Raw genomic sequence first — 24,447 nt, 5'->3', positions numbered from 1 at the left:
CCTTTGCCCTTGCCCTTGCTGTTGCCTTTGCTTTTCTGGTTGTCATTCCGAGCGCAGCGAGCGAACCTGCTGTCTCCCGTTCTTCGTTCGTATCACCCAGAAAGCAAGCGATCTGGAACTGAGGCTTGGCTTCAGCTGACACACAATGTTTCTGGCGACAATGGCAAAAACCGGAGACAGCAGGTTCGCTCCCCTTCGGCTACGCTCAGGGTCGGAATGACAACCAGAAAAGCAAAAGCCAATGTCAACGCCACGAACCTTTGGACACTCTCAAAACTGGAAGTAAAGAAACGAACTCGTGTGGTCGAGATTGGCGAGGATAGCAAAGAAGAGTACCGCCATCGCAATGCCCCAGACAATGTTGGAAGACCAGCGCAGACGCGGCAGAAGAATACTGGGCGCGGCTGAGGACGGCGGTTCTTCTCCGAGAATCTCCTGGGTGTTGGGCATGAACCAGACGATGGGGAAGAGCGCCAGCCCCAGGGCTCCGTCCAGAAGATTGCCGATGTGTCCACGCCCGTTGCCGCCGAAGAGATCGTGCAGCATGGCGAAGGCGGAATGCAGAGAATCCGCGCGGAAGAAGATGAGCGCGAGCGAGACCTGCAGATAGACGCCGATGCGCAGCGCCATACGCAGAAGTCCCGTCGGAGGCTCTTCCGTGACGCCCTTCTGCCGCTGCCGGAAGTGCCGCCAGGCCTGGTTTGCCGTCAGGTAGATGCCATGCAGCAGTCCGAAGAGAAGGAACTGCAGGCCTGCGCCGTGCCACAGTCCGGTGAGCAGCATGGTAATGATCGTCGGGTAGGCCACCATCGCGGAGAACCCGCCAACGGTCGCCAGAGCCTTGCGCGAGATCTTCTTCCCAGCCGCCAGGCGGCGGCGCTGCACGCCCAGCAGGATCGGATTGTAGAGATAGAGCGTGACGTAGCGCGTGAGCGTCATGTGCCAGCGTTGCCAGTACTCGGTCACGCTGGTGGCTTTGTACGGGGAGTCGAAGTTGAGCGGGAAGCGGATGGAGAAGATACGCGCCAGTCCCAAAGCCATGTCCGAGTAGCCCGAAAAGTCGAAGTAGAGCTGCATCGTGTAGAGGATGAGTCCGGTCCACGCTGAGGCTGCGGACTGCGAACCGGCATGAGCAAAGGCGAGACTGGCTTGTCCTGAGAGCCTGTCCGCGATCAACACCTTTTTCCCGAGGCCGAACAGGAACCAGGTGATTCCCAGCGATACGTCCGCAGGCACCAGGCGAAAGCGTCGTCCCACCGCGAACTGCGGCATCATCTCCTTGTGATGGAGGATCGGACCGATGATGAGGTGCGGGAAGAAGGTGACGAACAGCACATAGCTGAGAAGGTCCTGGCGCTCAGCCTGTCCTTGCGCGAGATCTACGAGATACGAGATCTGGGTGAAGGTGAAGAAGGAGATTCCAAGGGGCAGAAGCACCGGATGCGCGGCGGGAGCGGGCAGGTGCAGGCTGTGAATCAGCAGCAGCGTCTTGTACAGATATTTGAAGTAGAAGAGTGCGAGCAGGTTGAGCGTGATGCCCAATGTCAAAAATTGGCGACGCCGCGAGCTTCCTTCCTCGGACGAGGCAATGGCCATCGAAACCAGGTAGTTGACGACGATGGAGCCCAACAGGAAGAAGACAAAGACCGGCTTGAAGACCGCATAGAAGACGATTGAGCAGAGAGCAAGCCACGCGATCACGGGCCTGCGTCCAAGGCGCCCGAGCAGGTGGAATCCCACCATGGTGATGGGGAGAAAGCAGAAGATGAATTTGAAAGAGTTAAAAAGCATTGTTTGCCGCAGCGTAAATAAAAGACGAGGGTATCAAAGCGGGCCGGGGCCTACGCGAGACTAGAGCAGAATCCCTATAGGTATACCCAAAGGCAATCCTCTAGACGGCGCTTTTCCCCAGGAAAAGCGTCACTCCTCAGCTCTTTCCGGGGGACAGTGATAGGGATTCTGCTCTAACGCTGCAGAGAAACAGAGTGAAACTCAGGGATGTTGGGCTGTGACGCAATGCTGCGGTTGTCGTTGTCAATATAGGGGTTTTTCTGGAGGACTTCGTTGACCTGGCGCGCCACCAGGGTGCTGACGATGCGCGATCCGAAGGCCGTATAGTGGCGGCCATCGTTGAAGAGGCCGATGGGCAACGATTGCAGAGAGTTGCTGGTGATGCCTTCCAACTGTGAGGAGTAGGCCTTGAGATTGTCGTCGCAGGAGGGGATCGGGGCGACATCTACCAGGACGATGGCGCTGCGGTTGGAATAGCCCTTCCGATACTGATCCGCCAGGGTGCGCGGAAAGTCTCCATGGGAGTGCTCATTGAGCTTGGCAGCCGATTCGCAGTACGTTCGAGCCGGCGAGGGGGGAGTAAAGAAGCCGTTGCGTACCTGAATCTGGTCTTCTTCCGCGCGAAGATGCGTTGTACGGAACCAAACATCTTTAATTGCGTAATACGCTGTGAAGCCTGCGGCATAGCCGGCAAAGGCAATGGCTTCATGGGGGTGACTCAAAAGGACCTGGCGGCTTTCGCTGGGTGATCCATGACGCAGCAGTTCAAGCAGGCCTTCCGCGTAGATGGTGTGCCTCCAGACACGGTTTTCCTGCTGGAAGTCATCCGGTGCCAACTGTACGACCAGCACCTTAGGGTGTGTGTTTTGTTTGAGATAGTGGTCGAGCGTGAGGTTTCCGGTGACGGCCAGAACGGCGTTGGTCACGGCGATGTTGCAGGTTTTGAAGCCGGTTTCGCGGTTCACCACCTCGGGGTCGATACCCGTCATCGCGGTGGAGTCGCCATAGACGAGTACGTCGCAGTTGCGATCTTGAAAGTTGAAGATCGCGTCATTGGACTGAACCCAGACGCTGGCGCCATGGTGAAGAAAGAAATCGGATTTGCCGAGGCAGATAAACGCCGGTATCGCCAATAGCGGAAGGAGCACGACCAGCATGCAGTAGCGAATCGCTGGATCGGCGGTCTGTCGCCCTGTCTGGTGACCGATGGCGGTCGAAGGCAAGTGCGTCGCAGCTTCGTGAAGCTCTAGTGCCAAGCTCATGAGGTCCAAGGTTTGTGGGATCATTCTACCTACAAGTCCGCTTAACCGGGAAGACCGGTTTGGCGAATCTGTAGACAGCGTCGTTTTCATAACAGGGCAGCGTACGGCTTCATTGCAGAAGCCTGTAAGTCAACCCACTATGATCTTTGACGAAGAACTAGCCAATAAGATTACATAGCTCCCAAATTGTTTTTTATCAATGAGTTACTAGCGCAGAAAGACGCTCAACTCGGCTGCCGCCCCACGCAGATGGGTCAGGAAGCGCGTCTGCATTTCAAGCATCGGCATGCGCGGAGCATGACCGCTCAGATTGACGGTGGCCACGACGCGTCCATTGGGAGCCTGTACCGGTACCGCCAGAGAGCGCAGACCGATCTCCAGTTCCTGGTCCACCAGGGCATAGCCGTTACGGCGGACATTCCGGAGTGCGAGCCGCAGCTTGTCGGCCGAGGTGATCGTCCGCGGCGTGAACTGCGTGAAGGTAGCCCGCGAGAGGTAGAGCTCAAGCTGGTCCTGGGGCAGGTAAGCCAGCAGGACGCGGCCCATGCTGGTACAGAACGCCGGCAGGCGAGAGCCGATGTGCAGATCGACTGACATGACGCGCGTAACGCTGGTGCGCGCGATGTAGACGATGTCGTCGCCGTCGAGCGTGGCCACGGAGAAGGACTCGTGCAGGGTGGACGACATGCGCTCCAGAATGGGCTGCGCTGCGTTTGCGAGTGTGCTGGAGGCGGTGTAGGTGTTAGCCAGGGTCAGCATTTTGGGCCGCAGAGAGTAGCGCTGGGTCTCATCGGAGCCGGCAAATCCCAGCTTGACCAGGGTGTACAGGCAACGCCGCACGGCAGCGCGCGAGAGGCCGGTGCGTACGCTGAGCTGCGAGATGGTCATCTGCGGTGTCTGCGGGGTAAAAGCCTGAATCACTACGAGGCCGCGAGCCAGCGAGGCCATAAAGTTCGGGTCGCCTGTGTAAACCTCAAGCGCGGTAGCAGGGGAGATCTTGACTTTGGGAGCGGGGGTAGACGGAATAACGGGGACTGCTGGCGTGGCCGCGGGCAGAGTGGGGTTCACGGAAACCTCCTAAAAACGGGCCACGTACCGACATGGTGCGATTGCCGTCCTGTCTCTACGATAAACGCACGATGCGGATAAGCGCAAGATCTCCCCCATTTCTCCCCCAGGCGGTACGGAAATGGCGTCTCTTTCCAACGGCTTTTGACCAGAGTAAAAACGCAAAGGTCGCCACGAATTCCGTGGCGACCTTTGCATTTTCTTTCCGGTAATTACTTCTTGCTTCTGTAGCGGCGAATCAGGTTGGTGGTTGACGTATCGTGCGCGAGTGTCGGTTCTGTCGCGCTCTCGAGTTCGCCGATGATCTTCTGTGCCAGCACCTTGCCGAGCTCTACGCCCCACTGGTCGAACGAGTCGATGCTCCAGATCGTTCCCTGGGTAAAGACGGAGTGCTCATACAGTGCGATCAGCTTGCCCAGCACCTCGGGTGTGAGTACGTCGGCGAGGATCGTGTTCGAGGGGCGGTTGCCCTCGAACACCTTGTGCGGCACCAGAGCCTCGGCGACACCTTCCGCCTTGACCTCTTCGGCGGTCTTGCCGAAGGCCAGCGCTTCGGCCTGTGCGAAGACGTTCGCCATCAGCATGTCGTGGTGCCTGCCGAGCGGGTTGAGTGTCTTGTAGAAGCCGATGAAGTCGCAGGGAATCAGTCGCGTACCCTGGTGGATGAGCTGATAGAACGAGTGCTGGCCATTGGTGCCGGGCTCGCCCCAGTAGATCGGGCCGGTCTCAGTTGCAACGTGCTCGCCGGAGAGCGTGACGTGCTTGCCGTTCGACTCCATCGTGAGCTGTTGGAGATAGGCCGGGAAGCGCTTGAGGTACTGCTCATAGGGCAGAATCGCCACGGTTTGGGCGTCGAAGAAGTCCGTGTACCAGACAGTAAGCAGGCCGAGCAGCACGGGCAGGTTCTTCTCGAAGGGCGTGGTTCGGAAGTGAACGTCCATCGCGTGGAAGCCGGCGAGCATGGCGCGGAAGTTGTCCGGGCCGATGGCAATCATCGTAGAGAGACCAATGGCGGAGTCCATCGAGTAGCGACCACCGACCCAGTCCCAGAAGCCGAACATGTTCTCGGTGTCGATGCCGAATGCTGCAACGGCCTTGGCGTTGGTCGAGATGGCGACGAAGTGCTTGGCGATCGCCGAATCGTCCTTCAGCGAGGCGAGAGCCCAGTCACGCGCGGAGTGCGCGTTGGTCATGGTCTCAAGCGTGGTGAAGGTCTTGGAGGCGACGAGGAAGAGGGTCTCGTCGGCATTGAGGTCCTGCACGGCCTCGGCGAAGTCGGTGCCGTCGACGTTGGATACGAAGCGGAAGGTGAGGTCGCGCTGGGAGTAGTGCTTCAGTGCCTCATAGGCCATGACGGGGCCGAGGTCGGAGCCGCCGATGCCGATGTTGATGACGTTCTTGATGCGCTTGCCGGTGTGGCCCTTCCACTCGCCGGAGCGGATGCGGTCGGCGAAGCCGGACATCTTGTCGAGCACCTTGTGGACTTCAGGAACGACATCTTCGCCGTCGACCTTGATGGACTCGGACTTGGGAGCGCGCAGGGCGACGTGCAGCACGGCGCGGTTCTCGGTGATATTGATCTTTTCACCGGTGAACATGGCCTCGATGTGCTGCTTCAGGCCGGACTGCTCGGCGAGCTGCGTGAGCAGGCTCAGCGTCTCGTCGGTGACACGGTTCTTCGAGTAGTCGAGGAAGAGGCCTTCGGCCTCAGCGGTAAGGCGTGTGCCGCGTGCGGGGTCGTCCTTGAAGAGCTGGCGAAGCTGGAGCGTCTTCACGGTTTCTGCGTGCTGCGTCAAGGCTTTCCAGGCTGGGCGCTGGGTCAGAGGGGCTATCTTTTCACTCATGGAATCTCTCCTGTCGCTATTAGAACATTGAGCGATCACTGCTTTATGACAACCCCTTTATGACAACCCCAGGAGCGCGAAGGTTGTCATATGCAGTGAACAGCCTTTCGTCGTCCTGAATGCTGTGATCAGGATGGCGTCGAAAGGCAAAATCGATTTTGACGTTTTCTTTTTTCCGCAGGCCTTAAAATCACACGCATATGGATAAGGTCGATCCCTTCACGGGTTGCTGGATCTTCCGGCCCGCGCTGTCGAAGATGAATACGCCGGGGCCGAGAAGGTGGGTGCAGACGATCGAGTGCGAGGGGGACGTGGTGAGTGTGCGGGAGGAGATCGACTTTGGGGGAGGCCATGCGACGATCGTTGAGATTGAAGCTAAATTCAACGGCAAATCGTATACCGTAAGTGGGTCACCGGCGGCAGACGCCATAGCCTACACACGCCTCGACAACCAGACGATCTCCGGAACTGCCAGCAGGCAGGGGATTGTGACGATTCAGGAGACCCTCGTGGTCACGGAGGATGGGCGGCGCATGACCATGACGTACACGGTATTTCGGGGCAAGAAGAAGGTGGCCAGGGGGATTGCAATGTTTGAGCGCATGGGTATTTGCCGGTGACGAAGCTCGTCTTGTTGCCCGGCATGGATGGAACGGGTGAGTTGTTCCGGGATTTTGTAGCGGCGTTGCCGGAGGGAACCGATACGGTCGCAGTGCACTATCCGGGCGACCGCCGGTTGCGGTACCCGGGGCTGCTGGAGTTCGTGCGCGCGGCGGCCCCGGAAGACAAGCCGTTCTGCCTGGTGGCGGAGTCGTTCTCGACGCCTCTTGCGATCCTGTACGCAGCGACGAATCCTCCGAACTTGAAGGGAATCGTGCTGTGTGCGGGGTTTGTCACCAGTCCGGTATGGGGATGGCGGCGTACGCTTGCCCTGGCGCTGGCGCAGTTCATCTTCTGGCTGCCGCTGCCGCGTTTCTTCATTGAGATGTTTCTGGCCGGGCCGGGGGCTTCGTCTGCTCTGGTATCCGCGGTGCAGGCGGCGTCTTCGTGGGTTGAACCGGAGATCATGGCGGGCCGTGCCCGCGATGTGCTGACATGCGACGTGCGCGCGGAGATGGCGAAGGTCAACGTGCCGATCCTGTATCTACAGGCCGCGCAGGACAAGATGGTCGGTCCCGTGAGCCTGGAGGTGGCAAGAAGCATCAAGCCGGAGATGACGGTGGTAGTGGATGGGCCGCATCTGTTGTTCCAGCGGGAGCCGGTGCTGAGCGCGGAAGTGGTGATGAAGTTTGTGCAAGGACTTGCGTGAGCCGTTTGCCGCGAGGTTTTGGGTTAGAGCACTCCCAATACATCCATTGGATCAGGCCTGACGCGGTGGTCGGCGTGGGCTTCGCTGAAGAGGATCTTTCCTGCCTGCGAGATCACTAAGGTCGCGGGGAGGGGGAGCCTCCAGCTCTCGTCGCCGTTGATGAAGGGGATGTTCACCAGGATCGAGCGGTAGTGGCGCTGCATGGGCTCCGGGACCGCGTAGGTGATTCCGAACTGTTCGGCGAGGCGGGCGCCTGCGTCGGACAGGATGGGGAAGGTCAGGTTGTGCTGCTGGACGGTGAAATCGTTTTGCCGCTGTGATTGCGGCGAGATCGCTACCAGCAAAGCGCCGCGTTCGCGGACTGTGGGGTAGAGCTTCTGCCAAGCTTCGAGCTCTGTCATGCAGTAGGGGTCCCAGCGGCCTCGGAAGAAGTTCACGACGAGCGGGCCGACGGCGAGCAGGTCAGAGGATCGTACCGTTTTGCCGTTGATGGCGTCGGGCAGGGCGAACTCCGGAGCCTGTGTGCCGACACTCGGGATGCGGGACTCGATGCCGGTGGCGAGGAGCTCCTGCACGGCGGTGTCGGTGATGGCGAGGCGTTCCGGCTGGACGAGGCCTCGGGTTTGCGCCGTGATGGTGTCGAGCTGGTCTTGAAGTCGGGGCGTGGCGGAGGACGGCATCTGCTTCCAGTGTAGATGGTCGGGAGCTATGGTGGCGTGGGGGGACGAGGTGGTTTTTGACCTCACTTTAAAAGCGTCATCCTGAGAACCGGTGACTTTTTGAATTGTCTGAGATGAAGCAGAAGTCGATTGTGTCGCACAAATCCTAGCCCCGCAGGGGCGGCTTCATCACAGCCCAGGGTGGAACCCTGGGCTGTGATGCTAAGAAAATGCAGAGTCCTGAAGGGGCGATCTATCGATGCACCCGCAATAGATCGCCCCTTCAGGGCTCGATTCTTATAGTGATTCCGTAACCCAGAGTTCCACCCTGGGCTGTGATGGAGCCGCCCCTGCGGGGCTGGGGGCTGTGTCGCTTCTTACTGTTCTTGTCTCACCTAAAAATTGCTGTTGCATCCCCTTCCAGCCCGCTAATAAAGTCACTGGCTACAAATGGAAGGCGTGGTCTGCGCCATAGACGAGGCCGAGGGTGAGGAGTGCGATGACCACCTCACCGATGGCTCCGACGAGGAATGGACGAAGGCCCTGTTTGCTGAGGTCTCGGAAGCTGGTGCGGAGACCGACTCCCGCGAAGGTGAGCAGGAAGGCCCAGCGGGAGAGGTTGCCGACGGCCAGCAGTTGCGGCTTGGAGAAGAACCCGACCGTCGCGAGCAGCGAGATCAGCAGGAAGCCGAGGACGAACTTGGGGAACTTCGACCAGAGGAAGGCGGCTTTATTTTCTACCTTTGCGGCCTGGCCTTTGGAGGCCCAGTAGATGGCATAGCCGAGGACGACGAAGCCGATCAAGGCGTTGCGGCAGGTCTTGGTGAGGACGGCGATCTTGCCGGCGGCGTCGGAGTAGAGCGCGCCGGCCGCGGCGGTCTCAGCGGTATTGTCCACGGCGAGGCCGGTCCAGACGCCGTAGGCATGGTCGGAGAGGTGCAGCGCGTGTCCGACGAGGGGGAAGATGAAGAGCGAGACCGCTCCGAGCGCGAGGATGGCGGCGATAGCGTAGGAGGAGTCCTCTTCGTCGGCCTCGATGGCACCCTGGGTGGCGATGATGGCGGAGACTCCGCAGACGGAGCTGCCGACCGCGAGCAGCGTGACGAGCTTCGGCGAGAGCTTGAAGCCTCGGCCGAGGTAGGTCATGAAGGTGAGGGCGAGGGCGATCTCGATGAAGACGAGCGCGAGGGAGATGCCGCCGAGCTTGGCGATGTCTCCGAGGATGAACCGCGCTCCGAGCAGGACGATGCCGGTCTTGAGCCAGAACTCATAGGTGGCCACGCCGCGACGGAAGATTGCCGGGACGCCGACGGTATTGGAGATGGCGAGGCCGATGAGGATGGCCCAGAGGACGTACTCGATGTTGGGCAGAACCAGGTGGTGGACTTTACCGTAGCGGGCGATGAACTGCTCGATGAACTTTCCGCCATAGCCGACGGCGGCGAGCAGGAGCAAGCCGGGGATGAGGCCGAGCGGGTTCGTGGAGGAGTCCGGCGCGGTCTGGACAATAGGTTGGGGGATGGTTTGGGTGCTTGTGGACATGGGGTCTCCTTTCCTACCAGGGCACTACTTTGAGGACGCCGAAGCGAATGAGGAGAGCGAGGCCGAGTGAGAGTAGAACGGCCCAGGTATCTGGCGAGAGGCGGCGGGAATTGGCCGGCATGGAATGGCTCCTTAACAGCAGCAGCGAAGGTGCATGGAAAAAGGCCGCGGCTGTTCTGATCTGGATTTTTGGGGTGGGGCAGGGGCGCTTAGCGCAGACAGTTGCTTAGCGCAGACAGCTATGGCCTGTACAACAACAACGCGTACGCGCAGGCGAGGGCAGAGCAGCGAAAGATGAAATAGGGGTGCTCATGCGTTGGTTATTTGTACCACGGAGCAGGGCTTTGTGGACATAAAAGGAGTGTTACAGGTAGTTGTCCCACTAGAATGGCGGGATGATCGAACGTGGCATGAATCGCAGAGGGTTTCTGGCAAAGAGCGCGATGGTGGCGCTGTCGTTGCAGGGACGCAGGCTGTTTGCACAGGGAACGGCGGGGCCGTGTGTGGTGAGGACTCCCAACGGTGTTTTGCGCGGAGAGAGTACGGATGGGGTGCGAGTGTTTCGCGGTGTCCCGTTTGCCGAGCCGCCGGTGGGGCCGCTGCGCTTTCGGCCTCCTGTGAAGAAGGCTGCGTGGAAGGGCGAGCGCGATGCGACGCGCTTTGCGGCTGCGGCGATACAGACGGGCGATCCGGCGGTCAGCAAGAGTGAGGACTGTCTGTACCTGAATGTATGGGCACTGGAAGGCGCGGCCGCGAAGAGCGGTGCGGGTCTGCCGGTGTATGTGTGGATCCACGGCGGCGGCTTTACGGGCGGGAACTCGTTTGCCCCAATCTTCGATGGCACCGAATTCGCGCGCGAGGGGATTATCTGTATTACTGTCACCTACCGGTTGGGCGTGCTGGGGTTCCTGAATATGGGGCCGCTGTTGGGGGCGGAGTATGCCGGCTCGGGCAACAATGCGTTGCGCGACCTTATGCTGGCGCTGGAGTGGGTGCAGGAGAACGTCGCTGCGTTTGGCGGCGATCCTGCACGGGTGACGCTGGGTGGTGAGTCCGCGGGAGCGAAGCTGACAGACATTCTGATGGGTGTGCCGGAGGCGCAGGGCTTGTTCCATCAGATGATCTCGGAGAGCGGCGGAGCGGAGCGCGTGTGGCCTGCGTCGAATGCAACGGCGGTGGCGAAGGGCTTTGGAGACGTGTGGGGTGCGCGTGGGGCTGCCGGTTTGAAGACGGCTTCGGCGACGGAGTTGATGACGGCGCAGACGAGCTTTATCGATAGCTGGCCGCAGCACTTTCCGTTGCGCACAGAGATCGATGGCACGTTGTTGCCGAAGCTTCCGGTGGAGACGATCGCAGGTGGTTCGGCAGGTGGATCGACGCGCGGGAAGCGACTGCTGATCGGGACCAATCGCGATGAGAGCGCGCTGTTTGTGGGGCCGCATCCGGCGCACGATGCGACCGCGGCCGACCTGGGGAATGTGCCGCTGGAACGGTTCCAGGCGGTGTATGCGAAGTACAAGGCGCTGTATCCGGAGATGAACGAAGAGCGGCTACGGATTCGTGCGTTGACGGCGGAGGAGTACTGGGTGCCGTCGATGCGCGTGGCGGATGCTCATGTTCGCGGCGGTGGAAGCGCGTGGATGTATCGGCTGGACTTTGCGCCGAGCAGCGGCAGGCTCAAGAGCTATGCATACCACTCGGAGGACCTGGGACTGGCGTGGGACAAGCCGAATCGGGACATCGACAATGCGGCTGCGGAGGCGGCGCTGGCCAAGCAGATGCACCAGGCCTGGGTGGCGTTTATCCAGGGGAAGACACCAGGGGCGCCGGGGTTTCCGGAGTGGCCGCAGTATGTCAATGGGGCGCGGCAGACGATGGTTCTGGATACGCAGAGCAGAGTGGAAGAGAAGCCGCAGGAGGCGGAGTTGCGGTTTTGGGATGGGGTGTTGTGAGACAGGCGCCTATTGCTTCAGTCGTCTAAACAGATGCAAGCACGGACTTGATGAGAGAAGGAGAGGCTTGAAATGTGGTCGTCTGTAGACTCTTTACTGCCTCGTTTAGATCGAGAAGACCTCGCAGATGTGCGTAGCGGAGGATGCCGAGTGTGCCGATAATTTCGATGCCAAAATGCCGGGCTTCCTGTCGGCCGAGAGCCTCATCGATAAGTAGCAAGCTGTCTCGATGAACGTGCGCCAACGTAATAGCTTCGCGCTCTCCTGCATCAAGTTTGGGATCAAAGCTCAGAGTGATGGCGCCAGAATCGCGAACTTCCAACCAGTCGGGAGCGCTCTCGATCCAACGTCTTACAGGCTGTGGGGCGAGCGGAACGAGCAATTCCTCTCTGACGGCTATCGGTATGACAACCGAGCCATAGAGCTTAGGAAGAACATCGATATGCTCGATGAGCACCAGATAGTTCAGGGGACTTGTATCGGCAACGACGATCATCTGGGGAGATTTATGCTGCAGTTGATCGTTCGAAAAGTCTGTCGGAAGTCTCTATATCCTGCTGAAGATCTTCGACAGAAAAATTGAGATAGATTCCATGCTCCTTGAGCAATTCGTGGACCTGCATGCGGGTTTCGTATCCCAACATCGTGCGGACTTCGCCTTCAGATAGTTGCCGGGTGCGATAACCATCGACGGCCAGGGCTTCAAGAGCTGCCCGTGAGGGATTCTTGCCCGCTGCTGAGAGCTGGGCGGCAAGAGTGTCCGGAATGTCGATGGTCACTTGCATGGCATAACGATAGCATTTGGGGCTTCAGATCTGAAGCCTATCGTCCAGTTAGTGCCATTGTGACCTTATCTTCCGAACCGCTGCCCACCCTGCATCTGGCTCATGAGGCGCTGCTGCATCTTGCTTCCGCCAGCACCCATGGTCTTGAACATCTTGCTCATCTGGGCGTGCTGTTTCAGGAGGTTGTTGACCTCGGAGACCTGGACGCCTGCGCCCATCGCGATGCGTTTGCGGCGGCTGCCGTTGATGATCGACGAGTTCTGGCGCTCTTTGTTGGTCATCGAGTTGATGATCGATTCCACGCGCGTGAACTGGCTCTCATCGACGTTGGCCGCGGCCTGTTGCATGCCCGCGAAGGGGCCGACGGAGGGCAACATCTTCAGGATCGACTGCATGCTGCCGAGCTTCTTGATCTGGCGAAGCTGCTCGCGGAAGTCTTCGAGGGTGAAGCCATCGCCGGAGAGCGCCTTCTTCGCGAAGGCTTCGGCCTTGGTCTTGTCGAGTTTTTCGTCGGCGCGTTCGAGCAGCGTGGCGATATCGCCCATGCCGAGGATGCGGCCCACGATGCGGTCGGGGTGGAAGGGTTCGAAGGCGTCGGACTTTTCGCCCGTACCGAGGAACTTGACCGGCTGGCCGGTGATCTGGCGGATGGAGAGCGCCGCACCGCCACGTGAGTCGCCGTCCATCTTGGTGAGGATCGAGCCGGTGATGGTGAGTTTGTCGTTGAAGGCCTTGGCGGAGTTGACGGCGTCCTGGCCGGTCATCGCGTCGGCGACGAAGAGAATCTCGGAGGGATTGAGCTGCTTCTTGAGCAGCGCCATCTCCTCCATGAGGGCCTCGTCGATTCCGAGACGGCCGGCGGTATCGACGATGAGGATGTCGCAGCCGTAGTTCGCGGCTTCACGGCGAGCCTCGCGGGCGAGGCGCTCGACGAGCGGAGTACCGGCGGCTTCGCCCTTGGTGTCGCCCTCGTAGATCTGGGCGTTGATGGATTGGGCTACGACCTTGAGCTGCTCACGCGCGGCGGGACGATAGACGTCGACCGAGACGAGCATGGGGCGGTGGCCGCCCTTTTTGAGCCACTGGGCGAGCTTGCCGGAGGTGGTCGTCTTACCGGAGCCCTGCAGGCCGGCCATGAGGATGACGGTGGGCGGCTGTGAGGCGAACTTGAAGCGGGCGGTGTCGCGGCCGAGAACTTCGACGAGCTCGTCGCGGACGATCTTGACGATCTGCTCGGCGGGCGAGAGGGCGGTGGCGACCTGGGAGCCGAGGGCCTTGGTGCGGATGTGCTCGATGAGGTCTTTGGCGACGTTGAGGTTGACGTCGGACTCGAGCAGGGCGAGACGGATCTCGCGCAGGGCGTCGTTGATGTTCTCGTCGGTGAGGGTGCCCTGGCCGCGCAGGGTCTTGAAGGAGCGTTGCAGCTTCTCGGAGAGGTTCTCAAACATAGAGGTTAAGTTTACCAGTGGGGAATCTGCTTCTGGCGTTTATTGCCTTACTTGTGCGGTTGTGGTGATTCGGGAAGCAGATTCCCTGCGGGAATGACAACAAGAAAAACAAAGGCAATGGCCTTGTATCACAAAGGGTGGGTTGGTGTGGATACTTGGCAAGCGTGGTTCAGGGGGCTGGCGCTGGGCCTCGTGGAGAGCAAGAATCAAAGGTATGCCTTTGCCGTCGCCAACGATCAACGCTGCCAGTCTGCTGCGCGAGTATATGACGCATCTTCGCGTGGAGCGAGGGTTGCGTCCGCTGAGCTGCGAGGCCTATCAGCGGGACCTGGAGATGTTTGCGGAGTTCCTGGAGGGGGCGAACGCAACGCTGCTGACGGCGCGGCAGGAGAGCGTCAGCGGATTTATGCAGCATCTGCGGGAGCATGGTATCGAATCGCGCTCCGTGGCGCGTAAGTTGAGTTGTCTGCGCGGGTTCTACCGTTGGCTGTTGATGGATAAGCGCATTCCTCACGATCCGACGGTGAATATCGAGTCGCCATCGAGCTGGAAGGTGCTGCCCAAGAGCCTTGCCGAGACTGAAGTGAACGAGATGCTGGAGCGTACCGGGGTTGCGGCTCGGAGCGATGCGGCGGATGGAGCGTCACTGCGCGACCACGCGATTCTGGAGTTGCTGTACGCCGGGGGGCTGCGCGTGGGAGAGATTGTCTCGCTGCGGCAGGAAGATCTGCGGCTTGAATCGGCGAGTGTGCAGGTGCGCGGCAAGGGAGACAAGGAGCGCATTGTGCCGATTGGGCGCTCGGCGATTGAGGCCCTGGAGGCGTATGTGCAGCGCGGACGACCGGAGTTGATGCGCTCGAAGTCAGGGGTGCAGCGGACGCTGTTTCTTTCCGTGCGCGGCAATCCTCTGACGACGCAGAAAGTATGGCAGATGGTGCGCAGTGTGAACTCCCATGCCAGTCCGCATAAGCTGCGCCATAGCTGCGCGACGCACATGGTCGAGCATGGAGCGGACCTGCGCACCGTACAGACACTGCTGGGGCATGCGGACATTGCGACGACGCAGGTGTATACGCATCTGGCGATCGACCGGTTGAAGCAGGTGCATCGGTTGCATCATCCGCGGGCGAAGGTCCATTCCACTCCTCTACAAGAGAGGGCATCGTGAAGAGACGTAACTTTCATGAGCTGGCAGAGAGTTTTCTCGCGATGATGCGCGATGAGCGGGGTGCGTCTGAGCACACGCTGCGGGCTTACTCGCGCGAGGTTCGTGGATTTGCCGATTTTCTTGGCGAGTTGCTGGGCGAAGATGCGGATATTCGCAGCGTGGAGCACACGCACATCCGGGCTTATCTGGCAGTCCTCTATGACAAGGGGCTGACGAAGGCCAGTGCGGCGCGGGCGCTGGCGGCGGTACGAAGCTGGTTCAAGTGGCTTGCGAAGTCGGGCTTTGTCGAGGCGAATCCAGCGTCGCTGGTGAGTACTCCGAAGCTGCCCAAGCATCTTCCCAGGGTTCCGGGGATGGAAGAGCTGAACCGCGTTCTGAACTCAATGAGTGCGGGCACGAAGGGGGAGGATGGAGAAGAGGCCGCGACGTGGCCGGAGCGCGATCGCGTCATCTTTGAGCTGCTGTATGGCTGCGGCATTCGCAACTCGGAACTTGTGGGGTTGAACCTCGAAAGCATTCACTGGCACGACGATGCGATCCGGGTCTTCGGCAAGGGGAAAAAGGAGCGGCTGGTTCCACTGGGCGATGAGGCGGCGGCAGCGATTCGGGCCTATCTGCCCCAGCGCCAGGCGCGGCTTGAGGCGGCGGGGAAGGCGAAGCTGGTGCATGACGGCGCACTGCTGATGAACCTGCGCATGCGCGGCGCGTGCCGGCTGACGACTCGCAGTGTCGGACGCATCGTCAAGCGCATTGCCCTGAGCCGGGGCCTTGCCGCCGATGTACATCCCCATACCCTGCGCCATGCGTTCGGAACGCACATGCTCGAGGAGGGCGCGGACCTGCGAGCAATCCAGGAGATGCTCGGGCATGAGCGGCTTTCGACCACGCAACGATACACGCAACTGACGGTCGGGCAGGTGCAGAGGGTGTATGAAGAGACGCATCCGCGTGCCCGCTAGATGAGCCGAGCTGGCCCAGATGCGAAACCCCGGCCAGGGGTTGTGCGCGTCGCTTGTGAAAGGGGGGTGGCGGGGCATAGAATGGTGGGGTCTTAACTCAAGGAGCCGGCACCCATGCAAGTCCGATTTTTTCTATCTGCGATAACGATCCTGGCGCTCTCAGGTATGGCCCCAGGAGCACACGCGCAGACGGCGCCGGCACAGCCTGATCAACAGGTTTTACAGGATGGCAGTGGTACCGTCGTGAAGTCGCCTCCGATCGAGGAAAAGCCCGATCCGTTGAAGCGCAGATTGAGCGACAGCCAGGAAAAGAAGCGCCGCGAACTCACCAGACAGGAACTTAAGGGTGAGTACAAGCAGTGGCTGAATGAGGATGTACGGTGGATCATCACCGACGAAGAGGCCCGAGCCTTCAAGGGACTCGCCAACGATGAAGAGCGCGATCAGTTCATCGAGCAATTCTGGCTGCGTCGCAACCCGAATCCCGAGTCGCCTGAAAATGAGTTTCGCGATGAGCACTATGCGCGCATCGCCTATGCCAACGAGCACTTTGCCGCCGGCAAACCCGGCTGGATGACCGACCGCGGCCATATCTATATTGCTTACGGCAAGCCGGACAGCATTGATTCGCATCCTTCCGGCGGCAACTATGACCGCCCGATGGAAGAGGGCGGCGGCAATACGTCGACCTATCCCTTCGAAGTGTGGCACTACCGGTATCTGTCCAATGTGGGTGACAATATCGACATCGAGTTCGTCGATACCTGCATGTGCGGCGACTATCACGCTACGATCGATCGTTCGGAGAAGGACGCCTTGAAGAACGTCCCCGGTGCTGGCCAGACGCTCTATGAGCAGATGGGCAAGTCGACCAAAGCTGATCGTTTCAGCGGTGGTGGTCTGGAGCAGCTGGGTGATGGTCCCATGGCCTCCAGCAACCAGGGCAAGCAGTTCGATCGCCTGGACACGTTCGCCAAGATCATGGCGCCGCCTCCTGTGAAGTTTGCCGATCTGGATGAGTTTCTGGGTACGGCCAAAGTGCTGACTGGTCCGCCCTTCCTGTTCGACGTTCGGACCGACTATGTGAAGCTGACCAATGACACGGTCATGGTGCCGATCACGCTGCAGATTCGTAATAGCGACATTACCTATAACACTAAGGATGGCGACGCTCGTGGTGTCGTGGATATTCGTGGGCGCGTGAGCACAATGACCCACCATATCGTACAAACGTTTGAAGACACGGTGACGGTGGAAACCCCTGCCGACCTGCTGGATAAGACGAAGAACGGCCTTCAGGTGTACTGGAAGGCGTTGCCGCTGCCTCCGGGCAACTACAAGATCGAGATTGCTATCAAGGACGACAACAACGCCGACCACGTGGGTGTCTGGCGGCGCAGCGTTCTGGTTCCGAAGTATGACGATGATCGGTTAGCCGCGTCATCGTTGATCCTGGCGGGTTCGATGGAGCGGGTGCCCACGAAGGATGTAGGCACGGGCAACTTTGTCATCGGAAACACGAAGGTCATCCCGCGCGTTCCGGCGACTATCTCTACGCCGGTAACCTTCCATCGCGGACAGAACCTCAACTTCTGGATGCAGGTGTATAACCTGGGCATCTCGGACAGCACCAAGAAGAACGACGCAACCATTGAGTACCAGGTTCTGGATCTTGCGACCAACAAACAGGTTCTGGTTTCTCAGGAGTCGGCGTCGAAGCTGAACCCCAATGCAGACCAGTTGACTCTGGAGAAGACGATGCCGTTGGCCAGTCTGCCACCGGGCAAGTACCAGGTAACGATCAAGGTGAATGACGGAATCTCGCAGCAGCACATTGCGGAGTCCGCACCATTTACCGTGGAGCAGTAGAAATAAGATGAAGCAATGCCACGCAGACCGGATCGCGATGGCCAGCTTCATAGCACAGGCACCAGCGTCTCAGGTACTTCAGGGACGTCCATCTTTGGAGAGTCGGGCGCGCGAGGGCATAATAGCGCGGTGAAAGTGTTTGTACCAGGTATGCTGCTGGCGGTATTGCTCGGTTTGACCGGGTCGTGCTTTGCCGCGTCGAACTACGCCATCGTTTCCGGCGTAGTCCGCGACGCGCACGGAACACCGCAGATGGGCGCCGTGGTGGAACTGCTCTCAGCCGATGCTGGTGCGATTGCCACTGCTTTCACGGATGACCAGGGACGTTATCGTCTGGCTTCGATCATTCCGGGGCAATATCAGATTCGTGCGACGGCGGCATTTCTTGTTCCGGTAACGCGGGCAAATCTGAAGCTGCAGGCGGGCGCAGCCGCCATCGTCAACCTGACGATGAGCACCTTGTTCGAAGCGGAAAACTGGTTGCCGGCACAAAAGCGTCGTGCCGATGAACCGGTCGACGATTGGAAGTGGACGCTGCGATCGACGGCTAACCGTCCTCTGCTGCGGCTCGTCGGCTCCGATGATGACAAAGCACCGAATTCCTCGGACACAGAGGAAGGCCATCGTTTGGGCCTGCAGGGTCGTGTAACCGTGTCCGGCAGCGATGGTGCTTTTGGTGAAGGTGGCGTCCATCAGACGTTGATCCTGAACCACACCCTTAGAAATGGCGATAACACGGTTATGCGCGCCGAGATCGGCGACCCACGGCCGGGAGTTCCAGAAGGAGCTTCAGTCGAGATGACCGCTGGTTATGAGCGCCGTTCGCCGCTTGGCGGAAGCATGCGGATGGTCTCGAGCTACCAGTCGCATCCTGAGTTGACCTATGGAGACGGTACCGGGTTGCAGGTGCTGCAACTGGCCAGCGCAGAACAACTGAATCTGGGCGATGCGGTCATGATCGATGCTGGAACCCTGATCCAGGCGGAACGGTTGGCTGCAAGTCGATTTACCTCCGAACCGTTTGTGCGAGTCAAGGTAAAGCCCACTTCCAATGTGATGGTGGAGTATCGCTACGCGACAGGCCGTACGTTACAGAGCTCCGACGATCTGGACGATCTGAAGCCTCCGGTGGGAGTGTTGTCCGATGCGGCGGGACGTCCACTGGACGCGAAGGGAAGCCATCAAGAGGTTTCGATCACCCGCAAGCTGGGTGGGGAGCGTTCGATCACGGTGGCTGCCTACCATGACGAGTTTTCCAATGCAGCCCTTGAGGGCAATGGCCTGATCGACCGCAACGATCTCGAAGAGTTGAGTGCGGGCGGTCTGGGAATGGTTACGGACCCGACAACAGGAGCCTTCCGTCTGACGGCTGATGGATATACCGGGCGCGGCGTTAGTGCCACGCTGGTAGAGCCGCTGACGTCTTCGCTCTCGGCGTGGGTGGAGTATGACCTGGGTACGGCGTTGCGGAGCAGCCTGGAGCCGTCGTTCGCTGTAAGCGATGTCCAGAACCAGATTGCGCCTCATACCGTTCAGGCGGCCAGCGTGTCGTTGCGGGGAAAGATTCAGCGTACGGGAACTTCGCTGAAGGCAGAGTATCGCTGGCAGCCCGTGCGTACGCTTACGCAGGTCAATGCCTACAATGCGGATGCTGGAGAAGCCTATGTGGGCTTCTATGTGCGGCAACGGCTCTGGCGCGGAAGATTTCTTCCGCAAGGACTGGATGCGGTCGTAGAGGCTACGAACCTACTGGAGCAGGGCTATCAGCCGGTTCTCGCGCCGGATGGGCAGACTTTGTTCCTCGCCCAGATGCCGCGCGCTTTTCAGGGTGGGTTGGCGTTCAACTTCTAATTGTTTCTGGCAGCATTGCCTGTTGTAGTCTCTCTGGCTAAAGTCCTTAATTTCTATCGTCTGCTGGGCGCAGGCTATTTCGCAGATTCGTTGAGTGCTAGTGCCGTAGCTGGATAAAGAGAGGTTGTTGCCTTTGCTTTTCTGGCAGTTATTTCGCGCGTAGCGAGCGACCTATTGTTTTCCCTTTCTTCGCTCGTCCCCCCCGAAAACATGTAGGCGCGAACCGAAACGATATTTGGGTTGAAGCATAACGTTTGTGGCATCACTGGCGAAAAAGGGAGGAAGCAGGTTCACTCCCCTTCGACTACGCTCAGGGCCGGAATGACAACCAGAAAAACAAAAGCAACTTGATGACAGGTTCTAGGGCTTTATGGCGCGCATAGGATTATTCGCTAATCGCCGAATGCTGAAAGCGATTGGCAGCCCAGCTACGACCATATGTACTAGCAGGCCTTGAAGCAGGTCATGAAGTTCGTAAGGTCCTCTTGCGTGGAGCGCGGAGAGCGGCAAGACGATAAGGTTCATGACCGTTTCAATGGCGGCACCGTAGAACAAGCCGCATACCAGCGGATGCTCTATAAGAAAGCCGAGCTTGCGGCTTGCAGCGTAGTAAATCGTCGCTGCGGAGAGAGCAATAACGAAGTGCAAAGAGACACCGAGAACATAAGTGCCGGCGCCTCCATGGAGGGCCTTCGGCCCAATCAGGCCGGCCGCAATCGAGAGGGGGATGTCCCATCCAAACAGGATGCAGGCTTGTGTAAGGTCCAAAGCTCCGGCAATCATGCCGCCTATAGCGATTGCCAGGAGCGCGTTCCTTTTGCTCCATGATCCAGGTACAGAGTCTTCCATTGTCCGATGTTCTCTCTTTCACTTTGATTTGCTAGTAAGGTGACCTGACGTTCATCGCGGGCTATGGCTTACGGTATCCAGAAGAGGTTGGGAAGTCCTGAGGCTGGCCTGAAACACTCTGAATAGTTCTGAAATAACGCTGTATCGTCAGGGGGGGCGTCATAAGGTGCAGGGGTGACCGGAGCTTTTCCGATGTTCTTCAGGCTGTCGGTATAATCGGCGAACGCCACTTTCTATGAGGCAGAGGGTAATCACCGATCCCGCATGAGCGCTCCGGCCACGACAATGCTTCGCATCGGTGACTGGTGCGTCAATCCGGCGTCCGGTCAGATCTCACGAGAGGGTGAGACGGCTCGGCTGGAGGCGCGAACGATGCGACTGCTGCTGTGCCTTGCCGAGCACGCGGGCGAGGTCGTCAGTATCGATGACTTGCTCAACCAGGTCTGGTCTGGGGTGATCGTCTCTCAGGATTCCGTCTACCAGGCTGTGGCTTCGCTTCGCCGTCTGCTCGGAGATGATTCCAGGCAGCCCGCTTACATCGCGACCGTGCCGCGGTTAGGGTACCGGATGGTGGCGAAGGTCAGCCCCTGGGTGGATGAGTCTTCTCCAGTTTTGCCTGGTGAGTCCGCGGTATCAGCCGATCCTGATGTGCCAGCATTCGGCAAGCGGTTCAGGGCCGGGTTCATGGTGGTTGCTGGCGTGGCGCTTTGTCTCACGCTTGGTGTTGCCTTCCTGTTCCATGGCAGAATCACGAACAGCCACCTGCCAACTCCGCCCGCGTCTGTTGTGCAGACGCAGAAATCCATTGCTGTGCTGCCGTTTCTCGACCTTACCGAAGAGATGAATGAGGAGCCCTTCGCTGATGGTATGACGGAGGAGTTGATCGATAAACTTAGCAAGATTCCGGACCTTCGAGTACCGGGCGCGACTTCTTCGTTCTATTTCAAGGGTAAACAGATACCCGTCGCCGATATCGCCAGGACGCTGGGCGTCGCTTATGTGCTCGATGGGAGCGTGCGCAAATCGGGCGACAGGCTACGGGTTGCCGCGCGACTAGTTCGCGCGGACAACGGGTTTGTGGTTTGGTCTGAGACCTACGATCGTCCGTTACACGACATTTTGATGGTCCAGAACGATATCGCCGGTGAAGTAACTAAAGCTCTGAAGGCGTCTACGGAATTCAAAGTCCACTAAGGTAGTTACTTGATTAGTACGCTTTTTATTATTGTCAAGCACTTATCTTGATAAGTGCGCTAAACTTTTTCTATGGAAAACTTTGGGGAACGCTTTAAGCGAATCCGCACAGCGCATGGCTATACGCAGAGAGGGCTTGCGTCCGAGATCGGCATCAGTGGGGCCGCGATCTCGCAATGGGAGAGTGGGGAAACACAGCCTGACAAGATCAGGGCTGAGTTTCTCGATGCCGCGGCACACAAGCTGCATACGACGGTTCGTCACCTGCTCAAGGGGGATGGAGTTGAGGGCAGTCCTGGCTCCGTCAAGGTCGAGGCCTTTGCGATTCATGGCATGGTGGACGATGAGGACTTCGATCCTGAGACCGGAGTGATGATTCCGGTGTACGAGATGGATGTATCGGGTGGACCTGGTGCGCCGATTCTTGAGTTTGCCGAGACACGCTACAAGCTGCACTTTACACGGAAGTGGCTGAAGGATGTGAAGGCCAAACCGGAGGAGATCCGGGTGGCCAGGGTGCGCGGCGACTCCATGCAGCCTACGCTTTGGGACAACGATAAAGTCGTGATCCATCTGGGCATGACGCGGATTCGGAATGAGCGGCTCTTTGCACTGGCCTATGCGGGCGAGGCGCGGGTGAAGAGGCTGTACCAGTTGGCCGACGGCCGGTTGCGCGTTGTGAGCGACAATCCTGACAAGGCGAAGTATCCGGATGAGTTCATCGAAGGCGATGACCTGAACAACGTGCTCATCATCGGGCAGGTGATTCACAAGATGGGCGAGGGTGGTTTGTAACGGGGCCATCTCCGTGAAGCTGGCACTTATGCCAGTGTTGTGAGACGCAGCACGACCTTCTCCAGCTCTTGATATCGATCGACTGAATTTCGGGCAAACTCACCATAACGGGGATGATCGAGCAGCGAGGCTTCGACGAGTGTGCCGGGAGCTATCATTGCGAATTCAGTCTTTTTTACGGTTGCGTTGGCCATCGTCTTCATGCCCTCCGCCATCCTGAGGCGCATCGCAATGAGTTCGGGTTGCTGTAGAAAGTCGAGGTCCTCTTCACGATGCAGGACAGCAAATTGATTCCAGAAGAAGGCGACTAAGGTCAGCGAGGCTCCTAGGATCATTTCGCTGGAGACGAGCTGTTGTTTGACGTCAGCGCCGAACTCGTACTCTACCGTTTCGCTCATGGCCCGGACTGTGCCAACTGTCTTGCCGAGTTGGTCGCGAATAGCATCGGCTTCTTGCCGAAGCACGGGAAGTCCGCTGATTGTGCTGGCTTTCTGCAGATAGTCCGTAGCAAGTTGCATCATCGCTGCCAGAGAGCCTCTCATGGCGGTTACGGTGCGTACCGGCCAGAGCAGGTCGAAGACGAACGCCATGACGACGAGCGCAAGAAGAATGCCGATGAGGCGATCACGGGCGGGCGCAAGCTGGGTGGGTGAGCTGAAGCCTTCGAAAGCTACGAGGTAGAAGGCGAACGCAATCTGCAGACCTACATAGTTGAACTGGCGTCCGCCGGCCCACCAGGCTGCAAGCATCGAGATGGCTGCGATGAGCAGGACCAGGGAGGTGATTGAATCCATGTGCGGGAAGAGGTAGATCGTAGATCCTATTCCAAAGATCAGACCACCAATGGCAGCGCCTACGAGACGAAAGATGAGCTTCTGCTTAATCGCACCACTGGTGCTGAGTCCTGCAATTACAACCGTGATGACCGAGGTAGAGATCCCTGGCCAATCAACGGCGCGAACAATGATGTAGCAGATCGTAGCGCACAGGCTGAGCTTGAGTGCGAAGGCGACGGTTTCCTTTCGTGTGAAAGCGCCGGGGATAAAGATAGGAGTTTTGCTCGAAGGCAATGCGACTAGTTCTTTGTTTTTTTCTCCCCCTACCTCCGAGGGCATGGAGAGAATGGCGTGGAGATTTTCATCGACGCGATCGAGCAGGTTGGTGGTTCCCGTATATCTCTGCTCTTCCAGCTCTCTGGCCTTCGGCCTGATGTCATGGATGAGATCCAGGCAGAGGGCGGCGATGTGGCCACAGCGGCGTTGAAGCTCCGGGTCTGTAACGGTGAGATTTTGTGTGCCGAAGGCAGCGGAGACGTCCATCAGTTGCGCCAGCATGGTGATGCGGACACGCGTTCCAATGGGCAGCGCTCCCGGATCAAGCTTGCGATCGACGATGGTGTTGTAGAGCTGCAGCATTCCGTTCTGCCCCGAGGCGGCGAGGCGAGAGACGCCGATCACCGCTGGGGTGAGTTGTTCCCGTGTAGCGCCCTGCGCGTACAGAGAGAACATTCTGCTGAGCGCCTCGTAGCGAATCCTGCGCTGATTCTGGAGCTCTGTGGCGGGATGTTTGACTCCAAAGCAATATTCGACGGCGACAGAACACAGGACTGCAATCGAGACTGTTCCGATGAGGTACAGCGACTGCTTGACCAGATAGTCGGAGGGGGCTTGTGTCTCCCAGAATGCGATCAGTGTGCAGTAGATGAATCCCCAGGTGGAGGCCAGAACTGTAAGGTTCGTGGAGAGCATCAGCATTCCCGAGAGGAAGACAACTACAGAGACGCTCAGAAGCCGTGCTACGGGATTGTTGTCTGTAAGGGCGACGACGCCGAGAACGGTAGCTACCGTAACAGCAAAGGCTATTACGGAGAAGAGACCGGACCTGAGCGAGACTGAAGGGGAGTCACGCCCGACGAGAAAGACAAAGTAAAGGCCTATCGAGGCAGAGGGCATCCTCAGCGTCATCAGAAGGATGAGCGTGAGGACGGTGGAGAGAACGACACGCAGGGAGCTGTTCAGCCGTCCTGGCATCGGCTGCAGGTCTTGCCAGAAGCGATCGATCCATGTGCTTAGGCTCGTAGCCCCGAGGTTTGCGGCCATACC

The 24,447-nt window shown here is 59.0% G+C and carries 20 protein-coding genes; 9 read left to right on the top strand and 11 right to left on the bottom strand.

All coding sequences use genetic code 11. The annotated features are described in order from the left end of the window. Positions 1-270: 270 nt before the first annotated feature. From ACIX8_RS15125 to pgi, 4 genes are all read right to left on the bottom strand, one after another. Positions 271-1,791, bottom strand: coding sequence for an MBOAT family O-acyltransferase (locus ACIX8_RS15125; protein WP_014266230.1), 1,521 nt, complete (start codon positions 1,789-1,791; stop codon positions 271-273). 173 nt (positions 1,792-1,964) lie between these two features. Next, the gene (locus ACIX8_RS15120) at positions 1,965-3,053 is read right to left on the bottom strand and encodes a hypothetical protein (protein ID WP_190273670.1); all 1,089 of its coding nucleotides are present in this window, start codon (positions 3,051-3,053) and stop codon (positions 1,965-1,967) included. 207 nt (positions 3,054-3,260) lie between these two features. Continuing rightward, positions 3,261-4,121 (bottom strand): IclR family transcriptional regulator domain-containing protein, encoded by an 861-nt coding sequence (locus ACIX8_RS15115; protein WP_014266228.1) that lies wholly within the window; start codon positions 4,119-4,121, stop codon positions 3,261-3,263. 212 nt (positions 4,122-4,333) lie between these two features. Then, positions 4,334-5,965, bottom strand: coding sequence for a glucose-6-phosphate isomerase (gene pgi, locus ACIX8_RS15110; RefSeq protein WP_014266227.1), 1,632 nt, complete (start codon positions 5,963-5,965; stop codon positions 4,334-4,336). A 200-nt stretch (positions 5,966-6,165) separates the two neighbouring features. On the opposite strand from pgi, the gene ACIX8_RS15105 reads away from it, so the two are divergent. Together ACIX8_RS15105 and ACIX8_RS15100 are read left to right on the top strand one after the other, a co-directional pair. Next, positions 6,166-6,585 carry a hypothetical protein gene (locus ACIX8_RS15105; protein ID WP_014266226.1) on the top strand — a complete coding sequence of 140 codons (420 nt, stop codon included), beginning with the start codon at positions 6,166-6,168 and terminating at the stop codon, positions 6,583-6,585. Then, a complete protein-coding gene (locus tag ACIX8_RS15100) occupies positions 6,582-7,274 on the top strand; it encodes an alpha/beta fold hydrolase (RefSeq protein WP_014266225.1) in 693 nt (230 codons plus the stop codon). The genes ACIX8_RS15105 and ACIX8_RS15100 overlap by 4 nt, the downstream gene beginning before the upstream one ends. A 23-nt stretch (positions 7,275-7,297) precedes the next feature. Here the strand turns inward: ACIX8_RS15100 and ACIX8_RS15095 are convergent, their stop codons facing one another. Both ACIX8_RS15095 and ACIX8_RS15090 read right to left on the bottom strand, forming a co-directional pair. Beyond that, positions 7,298-7,954: a peroxiredoxin-like family protein gene (locus ACIX8_RS15095; RefSeq protein WP_014266224.1), complete on the bottom strand. Its 657-nt coding sequence runs from the start codon at positions 7,952-7,954 to the stop codon at positions 7,298-7,300. A 423-nt stretch (positions 7,955-8,377) separates the two neighbouring features. Beyond that, positions 8,378-9,475, bottom strand: coding sequence for a YeiH family protein (locus tag ACIX8_RS15090; protein WP_014266223.1), 1,098 nt, complete (start codon positions 9,473-9,475; stop codon positions 8,378-8,380). Positions 9,476-9,870: 395 nt separating this feature from the next. On the opposite strand from ACIX8_RS15090, the gene ACIX8_RS15080 reads away from it, so the two are divergent. After that, complete coding sequence (locus ACIX8_RS15080) at positions 9,871-11,427, top strand: carboxylesterase/lipase family protein (protein ID WP_150110615.1); 1,557 nt, start codon at positions 9,871-9,873, stop codon at positions 11,425-11,427. A 25-nt stretch (positions 11,428-11,452) separates the two neighbouring features. Here the strand turns inward: ACIX8_RS15080 and ACIX8_RS15075 are convergent, their stop codons facing one another. The 3 genes from ACIX8_RS15075 to ffh all read right to left on the bottom strand — a co-directional run bounded on the left by ACIX8_RS15075 (position 11,453) and on the right by ffh (position 13,660). After that, complete coding sequence (locus ACIX8_RS15075) at positions 11,453-11,923, bottom strand: hypothetical protein (RefSeq protein WP_014266220.1); 471 nt, start codon at positions 11,921-11,923, stop codon at positions 11,453-11,455. A gap of 10 nt (positions 11,924-11,933) precedes the next feature. Then, positions 11,934-12,212, bottom strand: coding sequence for a UPF0175 family protein (locus ACIX8_RS15070; protein ID WP_014266219.1), 279 nt, complete (start codon positions 12,210-12,212; stop codon positions 11,934-11,936). A 65-nt stretch (positions 12,213-12,277) separates the two neighbouring features. Continuing rightward, positions 12,278-13,660: a signal recognition particle protein gene (gene ffh / locus ACIX8_RS15065; protein ID WP_014266218.1), complete on the bottom strand. Its 1,383-nt coding sequence runs from the start codon at positions 13,658-13,660 to the stop codon at positions 12,278-12,280. Between the two features lie 214 nt (positions 13,661-13,874). Between ffh and ACIX8_RS15060 the strand changes: the two genes are divergently transcribed. The 4 genes from ACIX8_RS15060 to ACIX8_RS15045 all read left to right on the top strand — a co-directional run bounded on the left by ACIX8_RS15060 (position 13,875) and on the right by ACIX8_RS15045 (position 19,507). Further along, positions 13,875-14,828, top strand: a complete 954-nt coding sequence (locus ACIX8_RS15060; RefSeq protein WP_014266217.1) for a tyrosine recombinase — start codon at positions 13,875-13,877, stop codon at positions 14,826-14,828. Then, on the top strand, positions 14,825-15,787 hold the full coding sequence (locus ACIX8_RS15055; RefSeq protein ID WP_014266216.1) for a tyrosine-type recombinase/integrase: 963 nt from the start codon (positions 14,825-14,827) through the stop codon (positions 15,785-15,787). Before ACIX8_RS15060 ends, ACIX8_RS15055 begins: the two co-directional genes overlap by 4 nt. 114 nt (positions 15,788-15,901) lie before the next feature. After that, a complete protein-coding gene (locus ACIX8_RS15050; protein WP_014266215.1) occupies positions 15,902-17,656 on the top strand; it encodes a GWxTD domain-containing protein in 1,755 nt (584 codons plus the stop codon). 15 nt (positions 17,657-17,671) lie between these two features. Next, positions 17,672-19,507, top strand: coding sequence for a carboxypeptidase-like regulatory domain-containing protein (locus tag ACIX8_RS15045; RefSeq protein ID WP_014266214.1), 1,836 nt, complete (start codon positions 17,672-17,674; stop codon positions 19,505-19,507). Positions 19,508-19,867: 360 nt separating this feature from the next. Here ACIX8_RS15045 and ACIX8_RS15040 read toward each other — a convergent pair whose 3' ends face one another. After that, a complete protein-coding gene (locus ACIX8_RS15040; RefSeq protein ID WP_014266213.1) occupies positions 19,868-20,356 on the bottom strand; it encodes a hypothetical protein in 489 nt (162 codons plus the stop codon). A gap of 264 nt (positions 20,357-20,620) precedes the next feature. Here ACIX8_RS15040 and ACIX8_RS15035 point away from each other — a divergent pair, with 264 nt between their 5' ends. Both ACIX8_RS15035 and ACIX8_RS15030 read left to right on the top strand, forming a co-directional pair. Next, positions 20,621-21,550 (top strand): winged helix-turn-helix domain-containing protein, encoded by a 930-nt coding sequence (locus ACIX8_RS15035; RefSeq protein ID WP_014266212.1) that lies wholly within the window; start codon positions 20,621-20,623, stop codon positions 21,548-21,550. Positions 21,551-21,622: 72 nt separating this feature from the next. Next, positions 21,623-22,345, top strand: coding sequence for an XRE family transcriptional regulator (locus tag ACIX8_RS15030; protein ID WP_014266211.1), 723 nt, complete (start codon positions 21,623-21,625; stop codon positions 22,343-22,345). A gap of 26 nt (positions 22,346-22,371) precedes the next feature. On the opposite strand, the gene ACIX8_RS15025 is transcribed toward ACIX8_RS15030, so the two are convergent. Continuing rightward, positions 22,372-24,444, bottom strand: coding sequence for an FUSC family protein (locus ACIX8_RS15025; RefSeq protein ID WP_014266210.1), 2,073 nt, complete (start codon positions 24,442-24,444; stop codon positions 22,372-22,374). Positions 24,445-24,447 lie beyond the last annotated feature (3 nt).

The organism is Granulicella mallensis MP5ACTX8, from assembly GCF_000178955.2.
Taxonomy (GTDB): domain Bacteria; phylum Acidobacteriota; class Terriglobia; order Terriglobales; family Acidobacteriaceae; genus Granulicella; species Granulicella mallensis.
The sequence above is the reverse complement of the archived record's forward strand: the minus strand, read 5'-3'. Positions and strand labels throughout refer to the sequence as shown.

Excerpts from the sequence above, each read along its gene's own strand:
- ACIX8_RS15125 (WP_014266230.1), bottom strand. The coding sequence starts at position 1,791 with ATGCTTTTTAACTCTTTCAAATTCATCTTCTGCTTTCTCCCCATCACC.
- ACIX8_RS15120 (WP_190273670.1), bottom strand. The coding sequence starts at position 3,053 with ATGAGCTTGGCACTAGAGCTTCACGAAGCTGCGACGCACTTGCCTTCG.
- pgi (WP_014266227.1), bottom strand. The coding sequence starts at position 5,965 with ATGAGTGAAAAGATAGCCCCTCTGACCCAGCGCCCAGCCTGGAAAGCC.
- ACIX8_RS15105 (WP_014266226.1), top strand. The coding sequence starts at position 6,166 with ATGGATAAGGTCGATCCCTTCACGGGTTGCTGGATCTTCCGGCCCGCG.
- ACIX8_RS15095 (WP_014266224.1), bottom strand. The coding sequence starts at position 7,954 with ATGCCGTCCTCCGCCACGCCCCGACTTCAAGACCAGCTCGACACCATC.
- ACIX8_RS15090 (WP_014266223.1), bottom strand. The coding sequence starts at position 9,475 with ATGTCCACAAGCACCCAAACCATCCCCCAACCTATTGTCCAGACCGCG.
- ACIX8_RS15080 (WP_150110615.1), top strand. The coding sequence starts at position 9,871 with ATGATCGAACGTGGCATGAATCGCAGAGGGTTTCTGGCAAAGAGCGCG.
- ACIX8_RS15075 (WP_014266220.1), bottom strand. The coding sequence starts at position 11,923 with ATGATCGTCGTTGCCGATACAAGTCCCCTGAACTATCTGGTGCTCATC.
- ACIX8_RS15070 (WP_014266219.1), bottom strand. The coding sequence starts at position 12,212 with ATGCAAGTGACCATCGACATTCCGGACACTCTTGCCGCCCAGCTCTCA.
- ffh (WP_014266218.1), bottom strand. The coding sequence starts at position 13,660 with ATGTTTGAGAACCTCTCCGAGAAGCTGCAACGCTCCTTCAAGACCCTG.
- ACIX8_RS15060 (WP_014266217.1), top strand. The coding sequence starts at position 13,875 with ATGCCTTTGCCGTCGCCAACGATCAACGCTGCCAGTCTGCTGCGCGAG.
- ACIX8_RS15050 (WP_014266215.1), top strand. The coding sequence starts at position 15,902 with ATGCAAGTCCGATTTTTTCTATCTGCGATAACGATCCTGGCGCTCTCA.
- ACIX8_RS15045 (WP_014266214.1), top strand. The coding sequence starts at position 17,672 with ATGCCACGCAGACCGGATCGCGATGGCCAGCTTCATAGCACAGGCACC.
- ACIX8_RS15040 (WP_014266213.1), bottom strand. The coding sequence starts at position 20,356 with ATGGAAGACTCTGTACCTGGATCATGGAGCAAAAGGAACGCGCTCCTG.
- ACIX8_RS15035 (WP_014266212.1), top strand. The coding sequence starts at position 20,621 with ATGAGCGCTCCGGCCACGACAATGCTTCGCATCGGTGACTGGTGCGTC.
- ACIX8_RS15030 (WP_014266211.1), top strand. The coding sequence starts at position 21,623 with ATGGAAAACTTTGGGGAACGCTTTAAGCGAATCCGCACAGCGCATGGC.
- ACIX8_RS15025 (WP_014266210.1), bottom strand. The coding sequence starts at position 24,444 with ATGGCCGCAAACCTCGGGGCTACGAGCCTAAGCACATGGATCGATCGC.